Below are 19,023 nucleotides of genomic sequence, written 5' to 3' on the forward strand. Positions count from 1 at the left end.
TTCAGGTTAATTAAGGTTGTTATATTTAATCTACGTGTTTCGGGGTGTAACCGTCTTCACTTAGTTCTTTTTCTTCATAATCAGCTTTCATTTCAGCATCATAATCCACTGTTTCATGCTTACCCATTCTTCTCAACATTGAATCGAATAGTGAATAAACCGTTGGTACAATAATTAAGGTAAGGAATAACGATGAAGTCAAACCACCGATGATTACCCAAGCCAAACCGTTATTCATCTCGGCTCCTGCTCCCTTTGCAATCGCAATCGGGATCATACCGAAAATCATCGCAATGGTTGTCATCAGAATCGGACGAAGACGTGCGTGATTTGCCTGAATCAAAGCGTCATGGGTACTTGCTCCAGCAGCTTTTCTCATGTTGGCAAAATCGACAATCATAATTGCGTTTTTCGCTACCAAACCAATTAACATGATCATCCCCAACATGGTAAAGATATTGATGGTATTTCCTGTAATTGCAAGGATAACCATTACCCCAATCAATGCCAAAGGAATTGAGAACAATACCACAAACGGATATACAAATGAGTCATATAGCGAAACCATTACCAGATAAACCAATACGATAGCCGCCATTAAAGCAATTCCTAACGTACCCATACCTTCTGTCTGGTTCTCCATATCTCCACTCCAGATGTAAGTGACACCGGCTGGTTTTGTTTTTTCGTTATTCATAAACTGATCCGCCCACTCGTTGGCTACGTCTGCCATTGCACGACCAACCACTTTAGATTTTACTTTTACGGAAGCTGTTTTATCTCTTCGCTCCAACAAGCTAGGCCCTGAACCCATTTTCACATCAGCAAACTGACTCAGTCTGATCTGTTCTCCATCGGTATTGGTAAACATTAAGTTTCTTACGTCATCAATTGACTGTCTGTTGGCATCACCAAAACGGATGTTAATATCATATTCATACTCTCCGGCTCTGAATTTCCCGTCTGTATTTCCACTGAATGCAGTCTGCATTGTTTGTCCTACACTTGAAAGATTTAAACCTAGAGAAGACATTTTATCTCTGTCGATATTTACCTGAACTTCAGGGTTTCCTGAGTCTGATGACAATTCAGCATCTACAGCTCCAGGAACTTTTTTAAGCAAAGCAAGAATTCTGTTCGCTTCTTTATTTGCTGTTGCATTATCCTGAGCGGTAACAACCATTTCGATTGGTGCAGCATCTGCTCCCATTAATCCGATTGGTGCGGTTTTAAACTCAACTCCGGTGAACTTTTCTTCCAAAGCTCTTTTAATTTTAGCAGATTTGATGTCTGTACTTTCGTTACGTTCAGCTTTATCAACTAGAATTACCTGAATTTCTGATTGATACAAAGTTGCCTGCGCACCACCGAAACCTGATGACTGCTGACCAACAGTTGTAATCATATCGACAACATCTTTATCATCTCTAAGGTATTTTTCAACCGCTAAAGTTAATTGGTTGGTCTTTTCTACAGAGGCATCTTTAGGTAATTCCATCTGAACAAGGAACTGACCTCTGTCCATTTTAGGGAAGAATTCTCCACCGATAAATCCGCCACCCATTAATCCCATTGTCACTACAATCAGAAGTACAAATGTAAGAACAACAGTCATAATTCTTCTTAAACCAGATTTTAAAACCCATTCTAGAATTCCGGTAATCCAGTGTGTGAATTTATCCAATTGCTTTTCAAACCAAAGAATAAATTTCTCGAAAGGATTTTTACCCGTCAAATGAACTAATTTTCCAAATCTTGAAGATAACCAGGGAATAATGGTAAATGAAGCCAATAATGAGAACAGTGTCGCAATAACTACAGTGACACAAAACTGTGCTAATATGTCTGAAACCAAACCTGAACTCATTGCAATTGGTAAGAATACCACCACAATTACCATAGTAATCGCCGTTACGGTAAATCCAATTTCTGAAGCTCCATCATACGCAGCACGGATTCTGCTTTTACCCATCTCCATGTGACGGTAAACGTTCTCCAATACCACAATCGCATCATCCACCAGAATACCTACCACGAGTGAAAGTCCTAATAAACTCATTAAGTTTAAAGTATACCCCATCAAATACATCCCGATTACGGTAGCAATCAATGATACCGGAATAGAAACCATTACGATAAATGCGTTTCTGATGTTGTGAAGGAATAACAACATCACGACTGCCACCAAAATAATCGCTAAAAATAAATCGAAAATTACATGATCGGCTGCCTCAAGGGTAAAATCTGTATTGTCATCAACGATTGTTACATTTACACCCTGAACTTTATAGTTTTCCTTAACCTGCTCAATAGTTTTCTGAACCGCTTCGGATACCGATACTGCATTGGCATCAGACTGTTTTTTTACCTGAAGTAAAATAGTAGGATTTTGGTTAAATCTAGCCACTTTTTCAACGTCCTTTTGAGTATCAAAAACCATTGCCACGTCAGAAAGACGTACCTGCACTCCATTTTTGTTTGAAACTACCAGACTGTTCATTTCAGCGACATCCCTGTATTTTCCGGAAAGTCTGATGGTAGATCTTGAAGTTCTCGTTTTCAAAGCTCCGGTTGGGAAATCTAGGTTGGAAGAAAGAATCGCCTGCTGTACATCTCCTATAGAGAGACCATAACCCTGCAGTTTCTTTTCATCTAAATTAACCTGAATTTCTCTTTCTTGTCCACCCACAAGGTCCACCTGAGCCACACCGTTAACACGGGAAAAAACGGGCTCAATTTTTTTATCTAAAAGATCATAAAGATCTTTATTGTTCATCTTATTACTCGTAATACTCAACGTCATGATCGGTAAATCATCCAAAGAGAATTTCTGAAGTGATGGCGGATCTGCATCTTCCGGAAGGTCTGCCAAAATAGCATTTACCTTTCTCTGTGCATCATTCAATGCGTAGTTGACATCGGCACCGGTGTTCAGCTGAACCATGATGACAGACAAACTCTCGTAAGAAGATGATTCTACTTTTTTTACATTTTCCAAAGAACCAACGGCATCCTCAATCTTCCGGGTCACCGAGGTTTCCACCTCTGCCGGCGAAGCTCCCGGATACACCGTAGAAATCGTTACCATATTGGTTTCAAACTTCGGAATCAACTCGTACCCCATCATGGAGTAACTTAACAAACCTCCCAAGGTCAATATCGTAAACAGTACGATAACCAGTGACGGTCTTTTAATGGATATTTCTGCTAACTTCATCTTCTGCTACTTAATAATATTGATTTTAGAGCCGTTGTCAAGATTGATCTGTCCGCTGGTAATGACCTGTTCTCCACCATTCAGTCCGCTGATAATCTGCACTTTGTCTCCGTATACTTTCCCGGTTTTTACAGTAATCATTTTTGCTGTACCATTGCTCACAATGAAAAGATGACCTGAGCTTACTCCGTTTGCGAATGCCTGAGCAGGAACTGTCAGCATATTCTGAGTTTCGGCACCGTTGTTGGTTTTAAACAAAGCTGTTGCATACATACCCGCTTTTAAGTTTCCTCTGTTCTGAACTTCAATTTCTACCGGGAAATTTAAAGAAGCATCACTTTTTGGAGCAATAAATGTAATTCTCCCGCTGAAAGAATCTTCAGGCAAAACATTGACATTAATCGAAACTTCCTGGCCTAACTGAATTTTTCCAATCTGGCTTTCGTCAACTAAAACTGACAGTTTCAGCGAATTGATGTTTACGATTTCAAATAATGCTGTTCCCGGTGCAACAACCATTCCCGGCTCAACCATTTTTTTATTTATTGTACCGCTGATTCCTGCTCTGATGCTTGTATCATTTACTCTAACCCCCTGTGCTCTTACAGCAGCCTGCATATTTTTCAGTTGTAATCGTGAGTTATCCAGCTGTTGTTTTGTAACACCTCCTGTTTTAAAAGCATTTTCGTAACGCTGGTTGTCTGCAATGGCATTCTGCAAATTATTCTGAGCCTGCGTAACATCTACTTCGATAGCATCCCTTTTAATGGTTGCCAGAACCTGGCCTGCTCCTACTCTTGAACCTTCTTTAACAAAAACACTGACTACACGGCCGGAAATATCAGCTGACTGATTCATTTCCTGCTTTGGGATAAAAGTTCCGTTTGCAGAATAATCTGTATTGATATTTTCTCTCGAAGCTGTGATAACGTTAACATTGATTTTGTCAACCTGTTTTGCTACTTCTTTTACTTCAGTTTCCTGCTTCTTTTTGTTATCTGAAATTTTCCATGCAGCTAAACCGATCAGTACTGCAGCTACGATGATATATATTAAAGTTTTTTTCATTTTAATTATGGGTTTTGTAAAGTATTAAGTTCGCCTTTAGCTTTAATTAATTTAATTTCAGCCTGTTTGTAGTCTAATAAAGCAGTGGTATAATTCTGTTTTGCGTCTGTCAGGGCATTTTCAGAGTCCAAAACTTCCGTCAATGTTGCCAAACCATACTGATAATTAGCCTGAGTATCTCTCTGAACTTTTTCAGCAAGCGTTACATTATTTTTCATGCTTTCAATGTTGATCAGGGAATTTTCAATATTGGTGACTGCATTTTTATAATCTAAACTTAAGGTTAGCTGAGTGTTCTGGATATCCTGGTCTAAATCTAAGATATCAATTTCTGCCTGTTGAATTTTAGACCTTGTAGCTCCACCGGTAAAAATCGGAATGTTGATATTTAAACCGATTGCTGAATAGTCACTCCAAAGAACGCCGTTGTTAAGACCGTTCGTTAAAGGAAATTTACCTCCCTGACCAGCCCAGCCATAGTTTGCCTGCAAACCAACTGTAGGATAAAGGTACGCTTCGGTTGCTTTTTTATTGAATTGCAGAAGTTCCCTGTTTTTCTGGAGAACCTTTACTTCTGTTCTGGTATCCAGATCTACAGTTCCGGCGATCAGCTCAGGCTTCGGTTCGATACTCTTTTCTTCAAGCTCGATCGGTGTATCAATAGGAACTCCCATGTAGAATTTCAGAGAGTTTTTTGAAAGCTCTACTGCATTTACCAATTGTTGTCTGTTGGCACTGATATTGGTTAACTGCACATTGGTACGGTCGAGATCAATTCCTTTTGCCAATCCATTTTCCACCAGACTTTTAATTACATTTCTTACTTTTTCAGTATTGGTGTAACTTACGTTTAATGTTTTAAGGTTTTCTTCCTGTACAAAAACCTGATAGTAGGCAGTGGCCACATTCTCGATGATCTGCTCATTAGAAAGCTGAGCATTCAAAACATAAAATTCCCTTGTAGATTTTGCCGCTTTAAGACCTGTAAAAACTCTTTGGTCAAAAATCGCCTGATTCAGCGTTACAACAGCACTTGATGTCCATGGCTGTCCGAGTTTGGCGCGAATTCTTTCACCACCAAATTCCAATAATGACTCCTGAATAATTGGATTATACGTTAATCCCGCAGTTGCGCTCACCTGTGGCAATGCACCTGCTCTTGCCTCTGCAATTTTATATTCAGCCTTTTTGATCTGCAAAGCTGCTTTTTTGGCTTCTGCTTTATTTTGCAAAGCCTGCTTGATAGCTTCCTGCAGAGAAACCTCTTGTTGGGCAAAAGCAGATGTAGAGCCTAAAATCATAAATGCTGCAGCTATCCCAATTTTTAGCTTTTTTGCAGTTATAAGTTTTCTCTTCATAATTTAGTACTTCGTTTATTTTTATAATATTGATTTTTCATTTTACTTTATTGCTAAAGGACGATTGAGTTTTATAATTACCTTAACACTTTTTAATTATTTTTTAAAAAGCATATTCAGGATAATATCTTTTCTGTCGGCAATGAGCAGGTCAAATTCCTTTTCGTCGATCATCATATTTTCTAAGAATAAGGGACGGACAGCACTTGGAAATACCAGAAGCGATATCATATTGAGTACAAACTGCACGGGTGCCATTTTTTCAATATTTCCCAATTGCATTTCTATTTCGATATCGGCGTAGAGTTTCTTCAGCTCTTCTTCCTCAACATCTCTTTTGTGGCAGCTTCCTTTATTAATCTGAGAAACGATATAGGTTTCCAGATAAGGATACTGTAAACTTGTCTGTAAACTGCCATCGATAAACTTGGCGATCTTTTGTTTAAAAGGAAGATCAGAATTCATAATGATCTCAGATTTTTCTTTTTCCACTCTGTGAGCTTCGTCGAAAATGATCTGAATCAGATTATCCCGGGAACGGAAATAATAGTTTATCAGCGTCCTGTTCACCCCTGCCTCGTCAGCGATTTCCTGTGTAGTTGCATTAAATTTACCCTGTACAAAAAATAAATTCTTTGCCGTTTCCTTTATTAGTTCCTGTGTCTGGTCTTTTTTCTCTTGTTTTGACATTTTTGTTAAACAATTTTGTGCAAATTTAAACCAATCATTTGTTTTGACAAAATTGTTAAACAAAATAATTAATAAAATTGTTATGATTTGCATCATGTTTTTCATACCTGTCACGAGTTAATGATTTATAAACATGATAAAGACAATGATTTTAATATATTTGCCGAAATTAATAACCGATGCAAAAAAAATTATTTCTTCTGTCACTTTTCTTTTATGTGTTTTCGTTTGGACAGACGAAGTTTCAGAAGGATAATGAATATTATTTTTACGAAAATAAAGGACAGATACTAAATCAGGACGGAAAAGAAAATAAGGAGGTAAAATATCTGTTTCATTCTGCAGGGTTAAATGTTCAGTTACGTTCTACCGGTTTTTCTTATGATATTTATGAAACGAAGAAAACAATCAACCCTGAATTTAATAAGGGCAGAGAACATAATGTTGTAAACAGAAAGGAATTTAATATTGAGGAATACACCTATGAAAACCTTTTTCACAGAGTAGATATTGAGCTTATTAACTCAAATAAAAACACCAAAATAATTGCGCATGGAAAATCAGTTGATTACGAAAACTACTATAACCTGACTGATAAACCCGAAGGAATTACAAACGTTCACCGCTATCAAAAAATTATCTACAAAAACATTTACAATAATATTGACTTAGTATTTTTTAAACCTAAAGACAGTTTAAAACCAATAGAATATAATTTTATTCTACATCCGGGAGGAAAAGTTTCGGATATAAAAATGAAATTTAACGGTGCTCTGACTTCTATTGAAAACAACAAACTGTTAATGAAAGTTCGTTTCGGGAATATGCAGGAAAATATTCCCCAAAGTTGGATTGAAGGACAGGTCAGAGAAAATATTACCGTATCGTTTAAAGATTTGGGCCACCAAATCTTTGGGTTTCATTCTCAAATTGATGTTTCAAATAAAACAATTGTAATTGATCCGGTACCTACGAGAATTTGGGGAAGCTACGCGGGTGGCTTTGGTGAAGATTACGGAAGATATAAAACCGACAGTCAAAATACAGGCTATCTTGCAGGGGCTACTAACAGCAGTACAAATATAGCAACCTCCGGAGTTCCTCAAAACAACATAATTGGTGCATTTGATGCGTTTCTAATGAAAATAACAAAGAACGGACAAAAGCTTTGGGGCACGTATTACGGAACACAAAGGGATGATGGTTTTGAAAGTTTTGATATTGATGAAAACTTTAATATATACGCAGGAGGCAAGATTAATAGAATCACAAGCAATACTGATGCTTTTTTAGCAAAATTTAATCCGGACGGTGCTCTGATATATCAAAAGCATTTCATAGGAAACTCACCTGATGAGGTTTATACAGTATCGTATAATAATAACGAAGTATTTTTAGGCGGACAAACAATGAGTCCTAATTTCCCTATTTTAAATGCTGCGCAACCAACTAAACTGAGTCCCAATGGTTATACCGATGGATACATTATTAAATTAGATGCCGCAACAGGAAATACTCTCTGGTCATCATTTTTTGGTGGCTCAGATCATTCAACTTCAATTTTCAATATATTCTCATCTACTGGGGATTTAGAAGTTATCGGAGCGACCCGATCACAAAATATACCCATGATCAATCCGTTTCAACCGACCTTTGGAGGAGTAAGCGATGGATTATATTTAAGGTTTTCAAAATCAGGAGCACTTTTAAGGTCAAGTTACTACGGGAATTCTATACAAGAACGTGTATGGGAAGCCCGAATTGTAAATAATACGTTAATTCTTGCCGGTGAATTTCCAGATGTAAATGCCAATCCCTACACTATTGCAGGTATATGGAGAATAAACCTGAGTAACAACACTATTGTAAAAGCGGCTTATCCGGTTCAGCATGAGCTTCAGTTATCAGCTTATATTGATGAAACAGGAAATGTATTTATGGCAGGGCTTTCCGCTCAGATAAATCAAGCAGGAATTGCCACTCCAAATGCATATATGACTAGTACAGGACCCGGAATAAAGACCTATATGATCAAGTATAATCAAAATAATATAAAAGAATGGGGAACTTTCTACGGTGGGAATGGAGGAACGCAATTAGGCTATGTTACAAAAGACAATGAAGACTATATTTACTTTACGGGAATGTCCAGTAATAACACAACAGGTATTGCAACGCCGGGAACTTTCCAACAAACAGGAGGACATCCTTCCAATGATGTATTTATAGCAAAATTTAAAGATTGTTCATCTGCAGGAACAATAACTTCCAACTCTCCGGTATGTTCCGGCTCAACATTACAATTAAATGCAACCGGAGGTTCAATTTATAATTGGACAGGTCCAAACGGATTCACATCAAATCAGCAAAACCCAAGCATTCCAAATGCTACTTCAGGAAATACAGGGACTTATACTTGTCAAATTTCCGGTTCCGGAGATTGCGATGGAAGTTTTACTGTAAACGTTGTGGTTGGAGATACTGCTGCACCAATTCCGAATGTTACCAATCTTCCGGATATTACCGGAGACTGCAACACCATCGTTTCTTCCTATCCGACTGCAACAGATATCTGTGCGGGTACAGTTACTGCCACAACGACAGACCCTCTTACCTATTCTCTTTCCGGAACTTATATTATTCACTGGACGTTTAATGATGGGAACGGAAATACAGCAACTCAGAATCAAAATGTAATAATTTCTTCCACTGCTGCCCCGACTACAGGAAATGTAAATCAAATTTTCTGCGCTGCAAGTCTACCCACCATTGCAAATCTTCAGATTACAGGGCAAAATATCAAGTGGTATGATGCGAACGGAAATATCCTGACATCAGGCACCCTCCTGACGAACGGGCAATCTTATTATGCTTCACAGACCGTGAATAATTGTGAAAGCATAAAAACTTCTGTTCAGGTCATTATTAACAATACTCCAAAACCAATTGCAAATTCAGTTCAGGATTTCTGTGCTTCTTCCAATCCCAAAATAGTAAATTTGGCAGTCAACGGAACAGCTTTGATTTATTATGATGCAGCAGGAAATATTCTTCCGGTTAATACTCCACTTGTCAACGGACAGACTTACTTTGTCACTCAGACTTTGAATAATTGCGAATCGGAAAAATTAAGCATTTCAATTACATTATCGCAAAACAATGTTCCGGCAGGTAATTACAGAACATCTCTGTGTAACAGTACTACAGGAAATACAATGATCGTAGACTTAACGTCTTATCAGTCAAATATCATTGCAAATCCCAATAACTATATTTTCACCTATACCACTTCATCAGGAAATCCGATCACAAATCCTTCAAACTACACTCTAACTACCGGATTAAATATCATCAATGTCAGAGTTTCAACCGCAGACGGATGTTTTAAAGATATAATTTTAGAATTGAATGTAAATCCTAAACCTGAGATTACTCTTCCTGAAGACTTCGATTTCTGTAAAGGAAAAACAGTTGTACTTGATGCAGGATCAGGTTTTGCAGCCTATCTATGGAATACAGGAGCTACCAGCCAAACCATCACGGTTTCTGCTCCGGGGAATTATTGGGTAAAAGTAACCAACAGCTTCGGATGTGAAAATACAGATGATATTCAGTTAAGTTATTCAGTTTTGGGAGAAATCGTTTCCATCATGATCAGTAACGGTACAGCAACGGTGATTATGTCATCTCCCGGAAACTATGAATATTCTCTGGATAATCAAAACTGGCAGAACTCTAATGTATTCACAAATCTAAGTTTAGGAGAATACAAAGTATACGTCCGTACAAAATCTGGATGTATCATAGGAGAGAAAAACTTTTCTATATTTAATATACCCAATATGATCAGTCCAAATGCAGACGGAATAAATGATCAATGGCGTATTGCCGGATTGGAAAATTATTCAGGAACTGAGATTTTGGTATATGACAGAAAAGGCCTGATTGTATTCAGAAAGATCATAGGTAAAAAATCGTTTGAATGGGATGGAAAATACAATTCTGCTCCACTTGCCACAGGAAATTACTGGTACACGATCAAAGTGTCAGACGGCAGGGTGTATAATGGATGGCTATTGATCAAGAACCGAAACTAAATAAAAAAGAGCAGAAATTTCTGCTCTTTTATTTTTTAAACCAATTTAATTTTATCTTCTAAAATCTCAACGATTTTGTCTTTATATAAACCACCAAGGGCTTTTTTGAAATTCTTTTTACTCATCTGGAGTTCATCTTTTATTTCTTCGGGTGAAGATTTGTCTGACAGATGTAATAATCCAAAGTTTTCTTCAAGTTTGTTAAGAATTTTCTGTCTGTATTCATCGATATTTTCAAAACCTTCAGGCTGTAGTGAAACATCAATTTTCCCGTCTTCACGAATTGCTTTGATGTAACCTTCTTCCTCAGAAAGAGGATATACTTTTTTGTATACATCAGAGGTGTAGATCAATCCGATATATTTTTTATTGATCACTACATTCCATCCCAGTTCGCTTTCGTTCATCATGATCAACTCCACCTTATCTCCTCTCTGAAAAGGAACGTCTTCATATTGTGGGTTTCTTTTGAACTTTGTTGTACCGGTAATCAGTTCCAGATCTTCGTCAATATAAAGATTCACAAGATATCTTTTCCCTTCAAGGATTTTAGATTTCTGTTGTTTGTATGGGATAAAAAGATCTTTAATAATTCCCCAATCCATAAACGCACCGGTCGGAAGACTCTGTACACAACTCATTACCGCAAACTCACCGACTTCTGCAAGGGGAGTTTCTGTGGTTGCTTTGAGCTTGTGATCATCCTGATAAACAAAGACCTCTATTTCATCACCAATTTCTTTCTCGTCACGAATGAAAACTTTAGACATAAAAGCAGTTTCACCGGATTCGGCTTCCAGCATCCATCCTGAATTATTTTTTTCTGAAATTTTTAAAGTCTGGGTTTTTCCGATTTGCATTGATGATCATTTAGTCTGCAAAGGTACGGAAATAAGTTGGAGCATAGAAGGGTTTTCGGAGTCGGAGATTTTCGAGCTGTTGCGTTTTTATGTTAAAACTGATTTTAAATTTAATGATGATAAGTTTTCAAAGCAAACCACGAAATTTTGAGATTCTTTTATAAAATCTTTTTTTCATCATCATTTAATGTCCCAACTGTTTTTATCAACCTGCTGTTTTCATAATAACATCTCAATTCAGAAAGCAGTTGAGGTTTTTTAAGAGAACAATTCTCATCAACGGTCTGATATTTTTTGAATGAACAAAAACAAGCTTTACATGTTCAGAAAAGAAATATTCTGTTATCATGTTCCACGCTGACAAACCTATGAAATGTTCCATTTTTCTGAGAGCTCCGTTTTTGTAATATCCTTTTAATTCAATTCCGTTATCCGTTACTTCAGATTTATCCATAAAATACGAATAAGGAACTGTTTTAATTTTAAAACCTTTAGTTTGATTGATGTTTTGAACAGTCTTCTTAATTGGCGTAATATTCTGTCCCGGAATTATTATTCCTGAAAAAAAAATTATAAAAAATGGAATCAATTTTTTCATCGAAAATTTTAAAATAAGATACAAAAAAAAGAGAGACAGAAGCCTCTCTTAATTATATATAGATTTTTCGATATAAAATCTTACATATGCAGTGCTCTTTTTCCTGTCGCATCTAAAGCAGCTTCTTTCACAGCTTCAGCATATGTAGGGTGAGCGTGAGAACTTCTTGCAATATCTTCAGCACTTGCACGGAATTCCATTGCGATTACTCCTTCGGCAACCAAATCGGCAGCTCTTGCTCCGATCATATGGAAACCAAGAACCTCATCAGTTTTTTCATCAGCGATAATTTTAACCAAACCGTCGATATCACCACTTGCACGGCTTCTTCCTAATGCTCTCATTGGGAACGTTCCGATCTTATAAGCAACCCCCTCTTCTTTTAACTGCTCTTCAGTTTTACCCACTCCGGCAACTTCAGGCCATGTATATACAACACCGGGAATCAGGTTATAGTTAATGTGAGGTTTTTGCCCTGCTAATGTTTCGGCAACAAAAACTCCTTCCTCTTCAGCTTTATGAGCTAACATTGCTCCTTTGATTACATCACCGATTGCATAGATATTAGCAACATTGGTCTGTAAATGGTCATTTGTTTTTACTCTTCCTCTTTCGTCCAGTTCAACACCTGCTTTTTCAAGTCCAAGACCGTCAGTATAAGGTCTTCTTCCTACAGAAACAAGACAGTAATCTCCTTCGACAGTTACTTCTTCCCCTTTTTTATCTTTGGCTGTAATTTTTACAGTATCTCCATTTCTTTCAACTGCTGAAACCGCTGTAGAAAGCATGAATTTCATCCCCTGCTTTTTAAGAACTTTAGTCAATTCCTTGCTCAGAGCACCATCCATCGTAGGAATGATTTTGTCCATAAATTCAACCACTGTAACCTGAGCTCCTAATCTTAAGTAAACAGAACCTAATTCAAGACCGATCACTCCACCACCGATCACTACCAGATGCTTAGGAATTTCTTTTAAGTTCAAAGCTTCGGTAGAAGTGATCACTCTTTCTTTATCTAAAGTAATGAAAGGCAGTGATGAAGGTTTAGAACCTGTTGCAATGATTGCGTATTTAGATTCAATCGTTTCAGCAGAACCGTCATTTTTTGTCACTTTAATCTGAGTTGCAGATTCAAAGCTTCCAAGACCTTCAAAAACAGTGATCTTGTTTTTATCCATCAAAAAGTTGATTCCTTTTGTAGTCTGGTCTACCACTTCATTTTTTCTCGCAATCATTCTTGCGATATCCGCTGTGGGCTCATTAATTATAATTCCGTGATTTTCAAAATTATGTTTTGCGTTTTCGAAATGCTCAGAGCTGTCTAAAAGCGCTTTTGAGGGAATACATCCAACGTTAAGACAAGTTCCGCCTAAAGTTGAATATTTTTCAATAATTGCTGTTTTGAAACCTAATTGCGCAGCGCGTATTGCAGCTACATAACCTCCGGGACCGGAACCTATTACGGTAACATCAAATTGACTCATTGTATATTATAATTTATTATTAACTAATCTTTGATCCTTACAAATTTACTGAATAATTACCAAGTGCCAAAGTGAGATTTGTCAAGTCTTTCCCACCAAAAATCAAACATATCAGAAATCAGCAAGTGCTTTTCCCTGCCCAAACGATTCGGTATTTTCAAAATAAGAGCCTCCGTAAATATACCAGTCAAGATTTTCCAGATATTCTATGGCATTTTCAGGGGTAATGGTAGATAAATCTTTTTTAGATACAATTCCTTTGAACCATCTGCCGGATTGAGGGAAATCTTCAGATTCCAATGTATACAAAATCCAGATTCTCTGACACAGTTTACATTGAACAATACTCACATCAGCATTTCTGTTATAGGTGGAATCTGTACCGATTGTTGAAGTTCTGTAGTCTGACGGACTTTGAGCTGCCTTTTCGCAGCCACATCCTAATCTAGGGATTTTTTTCATGAAAGGGATATTGATTTTAGAGATCAAATGTAAGTAAATAAGATTTTAGATATTCTTTTGTGACCTAAGCTTAAAAAAGTAAATGATGATTACGGTTTCATCAGATCAATCAAAACCTTTTCGTACCTGCCTAAGATAATTTCTTTTGAAAATCTTGCTTTGATTGAATTCCTGATCCAGTCCTTATCAAAATTCTGTTGCAGTATATCTATAATTTTTTGTGAAAAATCTTCATGATCGTCAATATTTCCTATTTCTCCGTTAATTTCATTCTGAATGATTTCATTGATACCCCCGGGGCAGTTATTCGCTAAAGAATAAGTACCACATGCTCCTGCTTCCAGTAAAACATTGGGAAAGCCTTCATACCTGGATGATAAAACAAATAAATCGGCATACTTTAAAAACCCATAAGGATTTTCCTGTCTTCCATGAAAAACAACGTTCTTTAAACCCAAAAAATCTTTCATCTGATGAAGAAGATCCCGATCTTTACCGTCTCCCAAAATATGCAAGATTATTTTTTCATTTTTTAATCTTGAAAATACCTTCAGCAGATTATCAAAGCCTTTCCTTGCAGACAGATTACCGATTGCAACAACATTTTTATAATTGTACTTAAAGCTTTCAGGCTTTTTTGAAGACGTCAGCTTTTCTTCGATAAAATCAAAATCCACAGGATTGTTGATTTTGATGATTTTTGACCGGTTTATTTTAAAATTGGTGACAAGATCATTCATCATATCATCGCTTTGAGCAATAATCTGCTGGTAGTTATTATAAAAATTATAGAAAAATCTGATTTCTTTTTTCGTTACATGCTGAGAGACTACGTTGGTTTCTCTTGCAATAAATTTAACCTTAGGAAAAAGTTTAATGAACAGAGAAAGATACGCATTTACTTCACCAAATCCTGAAAATACAATATCAGGTTTTCTGCGGTAAATTTCTTTTAGAATAGGTTTCAATGAATGTCTGATTCTTTCTGTATCTATATCGATTATCTCAACATCTTTTTTAAGAAAATCAAGATAACCACCCTGTTTACGCAAAAGCAATATTTTTGGTTCAAACCGATCACGTGACAGATGGTTTGCAATGGTGGTAACAATTCTTTCTGCACCTCCGGTTTCAAGATCCGGCAGAATAAATATGACAGAAATTTTCTTTTTCATTCTAAAATTACACTTAAAACAATTTTTTTCATCACGGGACTTTTCCTTCCCTGCATTTCAGCATCAACATTATTTTTGTTTACATTAATGATCTACATAAGTTCAGTGAAATCAGGTGAATGGTTATTTGTAATATGATTGATTATAATATGATCTCCCTTTTGATCAAAAAATATATACCAGGAAGTTTGATTATTTGCTTTATATCTGATGTATTTTTCACCAAACATTCTTAGAGGAATAGGTGTATCTCTATTAATAGGTTTAGATATATTATCATCTATGAAATCATAGATTTTACTTACATAGACTTGACAGTCATCTATAAAACTAAAATATTGTTTAACAAATAAAATCTCAACCAATTCTTCTATGGATTGATGAAATTTCTGTGAGTAAATAATCATTTTTCCCAAGGCAAATTTTCAATGAACTCCCTTGTTCTTCTTCTTGATTCTGCTAAAGTTAATCCTTTGGAAAATCTTTCATCAAAATCATTTTTCACTGCATATTCCGGATAACTTTCAGCAACCACTACATTTTGACTGTTTTTAAAATCAAGTAATTCCTGAATTTCTTCAAAGTTATTAATACCCTGAATCCATTCGATCAGTTCTCTTTTAGCTTCTGCAATTGGATTTTCCATTTCAGTTTTCTTTAAAATTAATTGGCAACATCGCTGATAAATTTAATTCTCAGCATTCTCACTTCTTCATCAGAAAGCTCATCTCCGAATTCGTCCAGAAGAACCTTCATGCTGTCACTTTCAGACTCATTCATAAATTCCATGAAATCATCTACAATATCTTCATCAAAGTTTTCTTCAATGTAATAATTGATATTCAGTTTGGTACCCTGATAAACAATCCGTTCCATCTCTTTCAGCAGATCGTTCATTGACAGATTTTTGGCTCTGGCAATATCTTCAAGGTCAATTTTTTTATCAGTATTCTGGATGATAAATACTTTGTGGCTGGATTTGTTTGCCACGTTTTTCAGCACCATATCCTGGGTACGTTCTATCTGATGATCATCAACGTATTTTGAGATAAAATCAGCAAATTCTTTACCGTATTTTTTCGCCTTTCCTTCTCCTACTCCGTAAATTTTTGCGATTTCTTCAACGGTGATCGGATATTGAACGGTCATATCTTCCAGACTTGGATCCATGAAAACAGTATAGGGCGGAATCCCATATTTTTTGGCTGTTTTCTTTCTGAGTTCTTTCAGCTGTACAAAAAGATTCTGGTCAAGGCTTCCGCTTGCCTGCATCTGTACCTGATCACTGTCTGCTTTGGTTTGTGAAAGATCAAATTCACGGTCTTCAGCAATAAGGAACGATTCTTTAAAATTTCCATCGATCACCTGATGCCCTTTGGAAGAAATTTTCAGAACACCGTATGTTTCAATATCTTTCTGTAAAAAATTCTGTACTGTAGCCTGTCTCAAAATAGTTTTCCAGTAATTGTCTGTCTCATGCTTTCCAAAACCGAAAAATGAAGTCTGTTCCATTTTATAAGATTTGGTAACTGCATTTTCTTTTCCGGCAATTACCGAAATGAGGTCTTTGGATTTGAATTTTTCTTTAGTGGTATTAATTAATTCCAACACTTTTTCCAGGTCTTTTGTGGCATCTTTCAGTTTTGGAGGATTGGATGCATTATCACACATCGCAGCTCCGTTACCGGTTACAGGATCAAAAGTTTCACCAAAATAATAAAGGATGTATTGTCTCCGGCTCATTGAGGTTTCGGCATAACCAACCACTTCGTTAAGAAGCTGCAAACCTATTTCTCTTTCCGATACCGGTTTCTGAGCTAAAAACTTCTCTAATTTCTCAATGTCTTTGGGGTCATAAAATGCCAGGCAATGCCCTTCTCCTCCATCTCGTCCTGCCCGCCCGGTTTCCTGATAGTAGCTCTCTAAGGATTTCGGGAAATCATAATGAATTACAAAACGGACATCGGGTTTATCGATTCCCATACCAAATGCAATTGTCGCAACAATGACATCAGCTTCCTCCATCAGAAACTTATCCTGATTGGTAACCCTCACTTTCTGATCAAGACCTGCGTGGTAAGGAAGCGCATTTACACCGTTCACCTGCAGAAGCTGAGAAAATTCTTCAACCTTTCTACGGCTCAGGCAGTATACGATGCCGGATTTCCCTTTGTGTTTGTTAATAAATTTTACAATTTCTTTATCAACATTCACTTTAGGGCGTACCTCATAATACAGGTTGGGACGGTTAAAACTTTCTTTAAAGACCAAAGCATTGGTCATACCCAGGGTTTTCTGAATATCATCCTGCACCTTTGGGGTTGCCGTTGCCGTAAGAGCGATTACCGGAACATCCGCTATTTTGTCGATGATGAATTTGAGATTTCTGTATTCAGGTCTGAAATCATGTCCCCACTCTGAAATACAGTGAGCTTCATCAATGGCAACGAATGAGATTTTCACCTCTTTGAAGAATTCAAGATAATCTTCTTTGATCAGTGATTCGGGTGCAACATATAAAAGTTTTGTTTTTCCGCTTTTTATATCATCAAAAACCTGTTTGGTCTGAGTTTTGTTGAGGGATGAATTAAGAACATGGGCTACTCCATTTTCAGATGAAAGACCGTTGACGGCATCCACCTGATTTTTCATTAAAGCAATCAATGGGGAAACCACAATAGCAGTTCCTTCTGAAATAAGGGCAGGAAGCTGGTAACACAGTGATTTACCACCTCCGGTAGGCATCAGGACAAAAATATCTTTTCCCTGTAACAGTTCTTCTATAATAAGTTCCTGCTGACCTTTGAAAGTAGAAAATCCGAAGTATTTCTTTAGCTCGCCTGATAAATTGGCTTTTTTTGCGCTCATCTAATTTTGTATTGCTAAATTTGCATCTAATCCAAAGTTATAACTTTTTTACTGAAAATAAAAGTAAACAGATTTATAAAAAATAAAACCTGCGTTAAAGATTCTTAAATAATGCGGTTTCCCTTTGGAATATTTTTGAAAGAAATCATACCGGAAAAATGGACACATCAAACATTATTTCAATCGCCAGAAGCACGTTAGCTATTGAAATTACTGAATTGGAAAAATTAAAAGCCAGAATAGATCACGAGTTTGTCAGGGCAATAGAAATTATCCATTCAGCAAAAGGGAAATTAATAGTGGTGGGAATCGGAAAATCTGCCCATGTAGGAAATAAAATCGTTGCCACTCTGAATTCGACCGGTACACCTTCTCAGTTTCTGCATGCTTCCGAAGCTATTCACGGTGACCTTGGTGTTATTCAGAAACAGGACGTAGTATTATGCATCTCCAACTCCGGAAATTCTCCTGAAATCATCAATCTTGTTACGTATCTTAAAGATTACTCTTCTGCTCTGATCGGCATGACCGGTAACAGAAAAAGCAAGCTTGCAGAATACTCTGATATAATTTTAGACACTCATGTTGATTTGGAAGCCTGTCCGAATAAACTGGCTCCAACGAGTTCCACCACCCTGCAGATGGCATTGGGTGATGCACTGGCAATCTGTTTGATGGAACTGAATGATTTTAAGGAAAATGATTTCGCTAAATTTCATCCCGGTGGAAGTTTAGGTAAAAATCTGACTGCACGGGTTGAGCAGTTTGTTTCATCCAAAAAGCCTCAGGTATCAGAAAATGCATCCATCAGAGATGTGATCATTTCTATCAGCGGATCCAGTCATGGAATTACTGTTGTGACAAATAAAGAACAGATTATCGGAGTGATTACTGACGGTGATCTGAGAAGAATGCTGCTCAATGCTGATGATATTTCTGTAGTTGCAGCAAAAGATATTATGTCAGGAAACCCCAAAACAGTCGAAAAAGGAGCTCTGGCAAAAGAAGCAATGAAAATTTTGAAAGACAATAATATCGGCCAGCTGATCGTCACAGATAATGGAGAATATTTTGGTATTATTGATATTCATAAATTATTGGACGAAGGTATTAATTAACAGAAAAATCAGAAGCTGGAAACAAAAG

Annotated in this window: 13 protein-coding genes; 2 read left to right on the forward strand and 11 right to left on the reverse strand. The window is 36.8% G+C overall.

Annotated features, from left to right (window positions below; genetic code table 11):
• Positions 1-25: 25 nt before the first annotated feature.
• The 4 genes from AC2A07_RS17155 to AC2A07_RS17170 all read right to left on the reverse strand — a co-directional run bounded on the left by AC2A07_RS17155 (position 26) and on the right by AC2A07_RS17170 (position 6,333).
• Positions 26-3,217 (reverse strand): efflux RND transporter permease subunit, encoded by a 3,192-nt coding sequence (locus tag AC2A07_RS17155; RefSeq protein WP_484051391.1) that lies wholly within the window; start codon positions 3,215-3,217, stop codon positions 26-28.
• Between the two features lie 6 nt (positions 3,218-3,223).
• Positions 3,224-4,285, reverse strand: coding sequence for an efflux RND transporter periplasmic adaptor subunit (locus tag AC2A07_RS17160; RefSeq protein WP_484051392.1), 1,062 nt, complete (start codon positions 4,283-4,285; stop codon positions 3,224-3,226).
• Positions 4,286-4,290: 5 nt separating this feature from the next.
• Entirely contained in the window at positions 4,291-5,643 is a 1,353-nt protein-coding gene (locus tag AC2A07_RS17165; protein WP_484051393.1) for a TolC family protein, read from the reverse strand.
• A 96-nt stretch (positions 5,644-5,739) separates the two neighbouring features.
• On the reverse strand, positions 5,740-6,333 hold the full coding sequence (locus tag AC2A07_RS17170; protein WP_314491567.1) for a TetR family transcriptional regulator: 594 nt from the start codon (positions 6,331-6,333) through the stop codon (positions 5,740-5,742).
• A 179-nt stretch (positions 6,334-6,512) separates the two neighbouring features.
• Here AC2A07_RS17170 and AC2A07_RS17175 point away from each other — a divergent pair, with 179 nt between their 5' ends.
• Positions 6,513-10,430 (forward strand): DUF7948 domain-containing protein, encoded by a 3,918-nt coding sequence (locus AC2A07_RS17175; RefSeq protein ID WP_484051394.1) that lies wholly within the window; start codon positions 6,513-6,515, stop codon positions 10,428-10,430.
• A gap of 35 nt (positions 10,431-10,465) precedes the next feature.
• Here AC2A07_RS17175 and AC2A07_RS17180 read toward each other — a convergent pair whose 3' ends face one another.
• The 7 genes from AC2A07_RS17180 to recQ all read right to left on the reverse strand — a co-directional run bounded on the left by AC2A07_RS17180 (position 10,466) and on the right by recQ (position 17,877).
• The gene (locus AC2A07_RS17180; RefSeq protein WP_314491573.1) at positions 10,466-11,290 is read right to left on the reverse strand and encodes a CvfB family protein; all 825 of its coding nucleotides are present in this window, start codon (positions 11,288-11,290) and stop codon (positions 10,466-10,468) included.
• Positions 11,291-11,522: 232 nt separating this feature from the next.
• On the reverse strand, positions 11,523-11,888 hold the full coding sequence (locus tag AC2A07_RS17185) for a hypothetical protein (RefSeq protein ID WP_484051395.1): 366 nt from the start codon (positions 11,886-11,888) through the stop codon (positions 11,523-11,525).
• Between the two features lie 80 nt (positions 11,889-11,968).
• Positions 11,969-13,372, reverse strand: coding sequence for a dihydrolipoyl dehydrogenase (lpdA, locus tag AC2A07_RS17190; RefSeq protein ID WP_314491578.1), 1,404 nt, complete (start codon positions 13,370-13,372; stop codon positions 11,969-11,971).
• 111 nt (positions 13,373-13,483) lie between these two features.
• On the reverse strand, positions 13,484-13,834 hold the full coding sequence (locus AC2A07_RS17195) for a hypothetical protein (protein WP_484051396.1): 351 nt from the start codon (positions 13,832-13,834) through the stop codon (positions 13,484-13,486).
• Positions 13,835-13,923: 89 nt separating this feature from the next.
• Positions 13,924-15,009, reverse strand: coding sequence for a glycosyltransferase (locus AC2A07_RS17200; protein WP_484051397.1), 1,086 nt, complete (start codon positions 15,007-15,009; stop codon positions 13,924-13,926).
• 403 nt (positions 15,010-15,412) lie between these two features.
• Entirely contained in the window at positions 15,413-15,655 is a 243-nt protein-coding gene (locus AC2A07_RS17205; RefSeq protein ID WP_484051398.1) for a hypothetical protein, read from the reverse strand.
• Between the two features lie 17 nt (positions 15,656-15,672).
• Entirely contained in the window at positions 15,673-17,877 is a 2,205-nt protein-coding gene (gene recQ / locus AC2A07_RS17210; protein WP_484051399.1) for a DNA helicase RecQ, read from the reverse strand.
• Positions 17,878-18,035: 158 nt separating this feature from the next.
• Here recQ and AC2A07_RS17215 point away from each other — a divergent pair, with 158 nt between their 5' ends.
• Positions 18,036-18,995, forward strand: a complete 960-nt coding sequence (locus AC2A07_RS17215; protein WP_484051400.1) for a KpsF/GutQ family sugar-phosphate isomerase — start codon at positions 18,036-18,038, stop codon at positions 18,993-18,995.
• The last annotated feature ends 28 nt before the right edge of the window (positions 18,996-19,023 follow it).

The sequence above is a fragment of the Chryseobacterium sp. HNCC26DJ238 genome, assembly GCF_057180465.1.

Bases quoted from the DNA above. Each gene is read 5' to 3' on its own strand.
- AC2A07_RS17185 (WP_484051395.1), bottom strand. From the start codon at position 11,888: ATGAAAAAATTGATTCCATTTTTTATAATTTTTTTTTCAGGAATAATA.
- AC2A07_RS17180 (WP_314491573.1), bottom strand. From the start codon at position 11,290: ATGCAAATCGGAAAAACCCAGACTTTAAAAATTTCAGAAAAAAATAAT.
- AC2A07_RS17175 (WP_484051394.1), top strand. From the start codon at position 6,513: ATGCAAAAAAAATTATTTCTTCTGTCACTTTTCTTTTATGTGTTTTCG.
- AC2A07_RS17200 (WP_484051397.1), bottom strand. From the start codon at position 15,009: ATGAAAAAGAAAATTTCTGTCATATTTATTCTGCCGGATCTTGAAACC.
- AC2A07_RS17215 (WP_484051400.1), top strand. From the start codon at position 18,036: ATGGACACATCAAACATTATTTCAATCGCCAGAAGCACGTTAGCTATT.
- lpdA (WP_314491578.1), bottom strand. From the start codon at position 13,372: ATGAGTCAATTTGATGTTACCGTAATAGGTTCCGGTCCCGGAGGTTAT.
- AC2A07_RS17170 (WP_314491567.1), bottom strand. From the start codon at position 6,333: ATGTCAAAACAAGAGAAAAAAGACCAGACACAGGAACTAATAAAGGAA.
- recQ (WP_484051399.1), bottom strand. From the start codon at position 17,877: ATGAGCGCAAAAAAAGCCAATTTATCAGGCGAGCTAAAGAAATACTTC.
- AC2A07_RS17160 (WP_484051392.1), bottom strand. From the start codon at position 4,285: ATGAAAAAAACTTTAATATATATCATCGTAGCTGCAGTACTGATCGGT.
- AC2A07_RS17165 (WP_484051393.1), bottom strand. From the start codon at position 5,643: ATGAAGAGAAAACTTATAACTGCAAAAAAGCTAAAAATTGGGATAGCT.
- AC2A07_RS17195 (WP_484051396.1), bottom strand. From the start codon at position 13,834: ATGAAAAAAATCCCTAGATTAGGATGTGGCTGCGAAAAGGCAGCTCAA.
- AC2A07_RS17205 (WP_484051398.1), bottom strand. From the start codon at position 15,655: ATGGAAAATCCAATTGCAGAAGCTAAAAGAGAACTGATCGAATGGATT.
- AC2A07_RS17155 (WP_484051391.1), bottom strand. From the start codon at position 3,217: ATGAAGTTAGCAGAAATATCCATTAAAAGACCGTCACTGGTTATCGTA.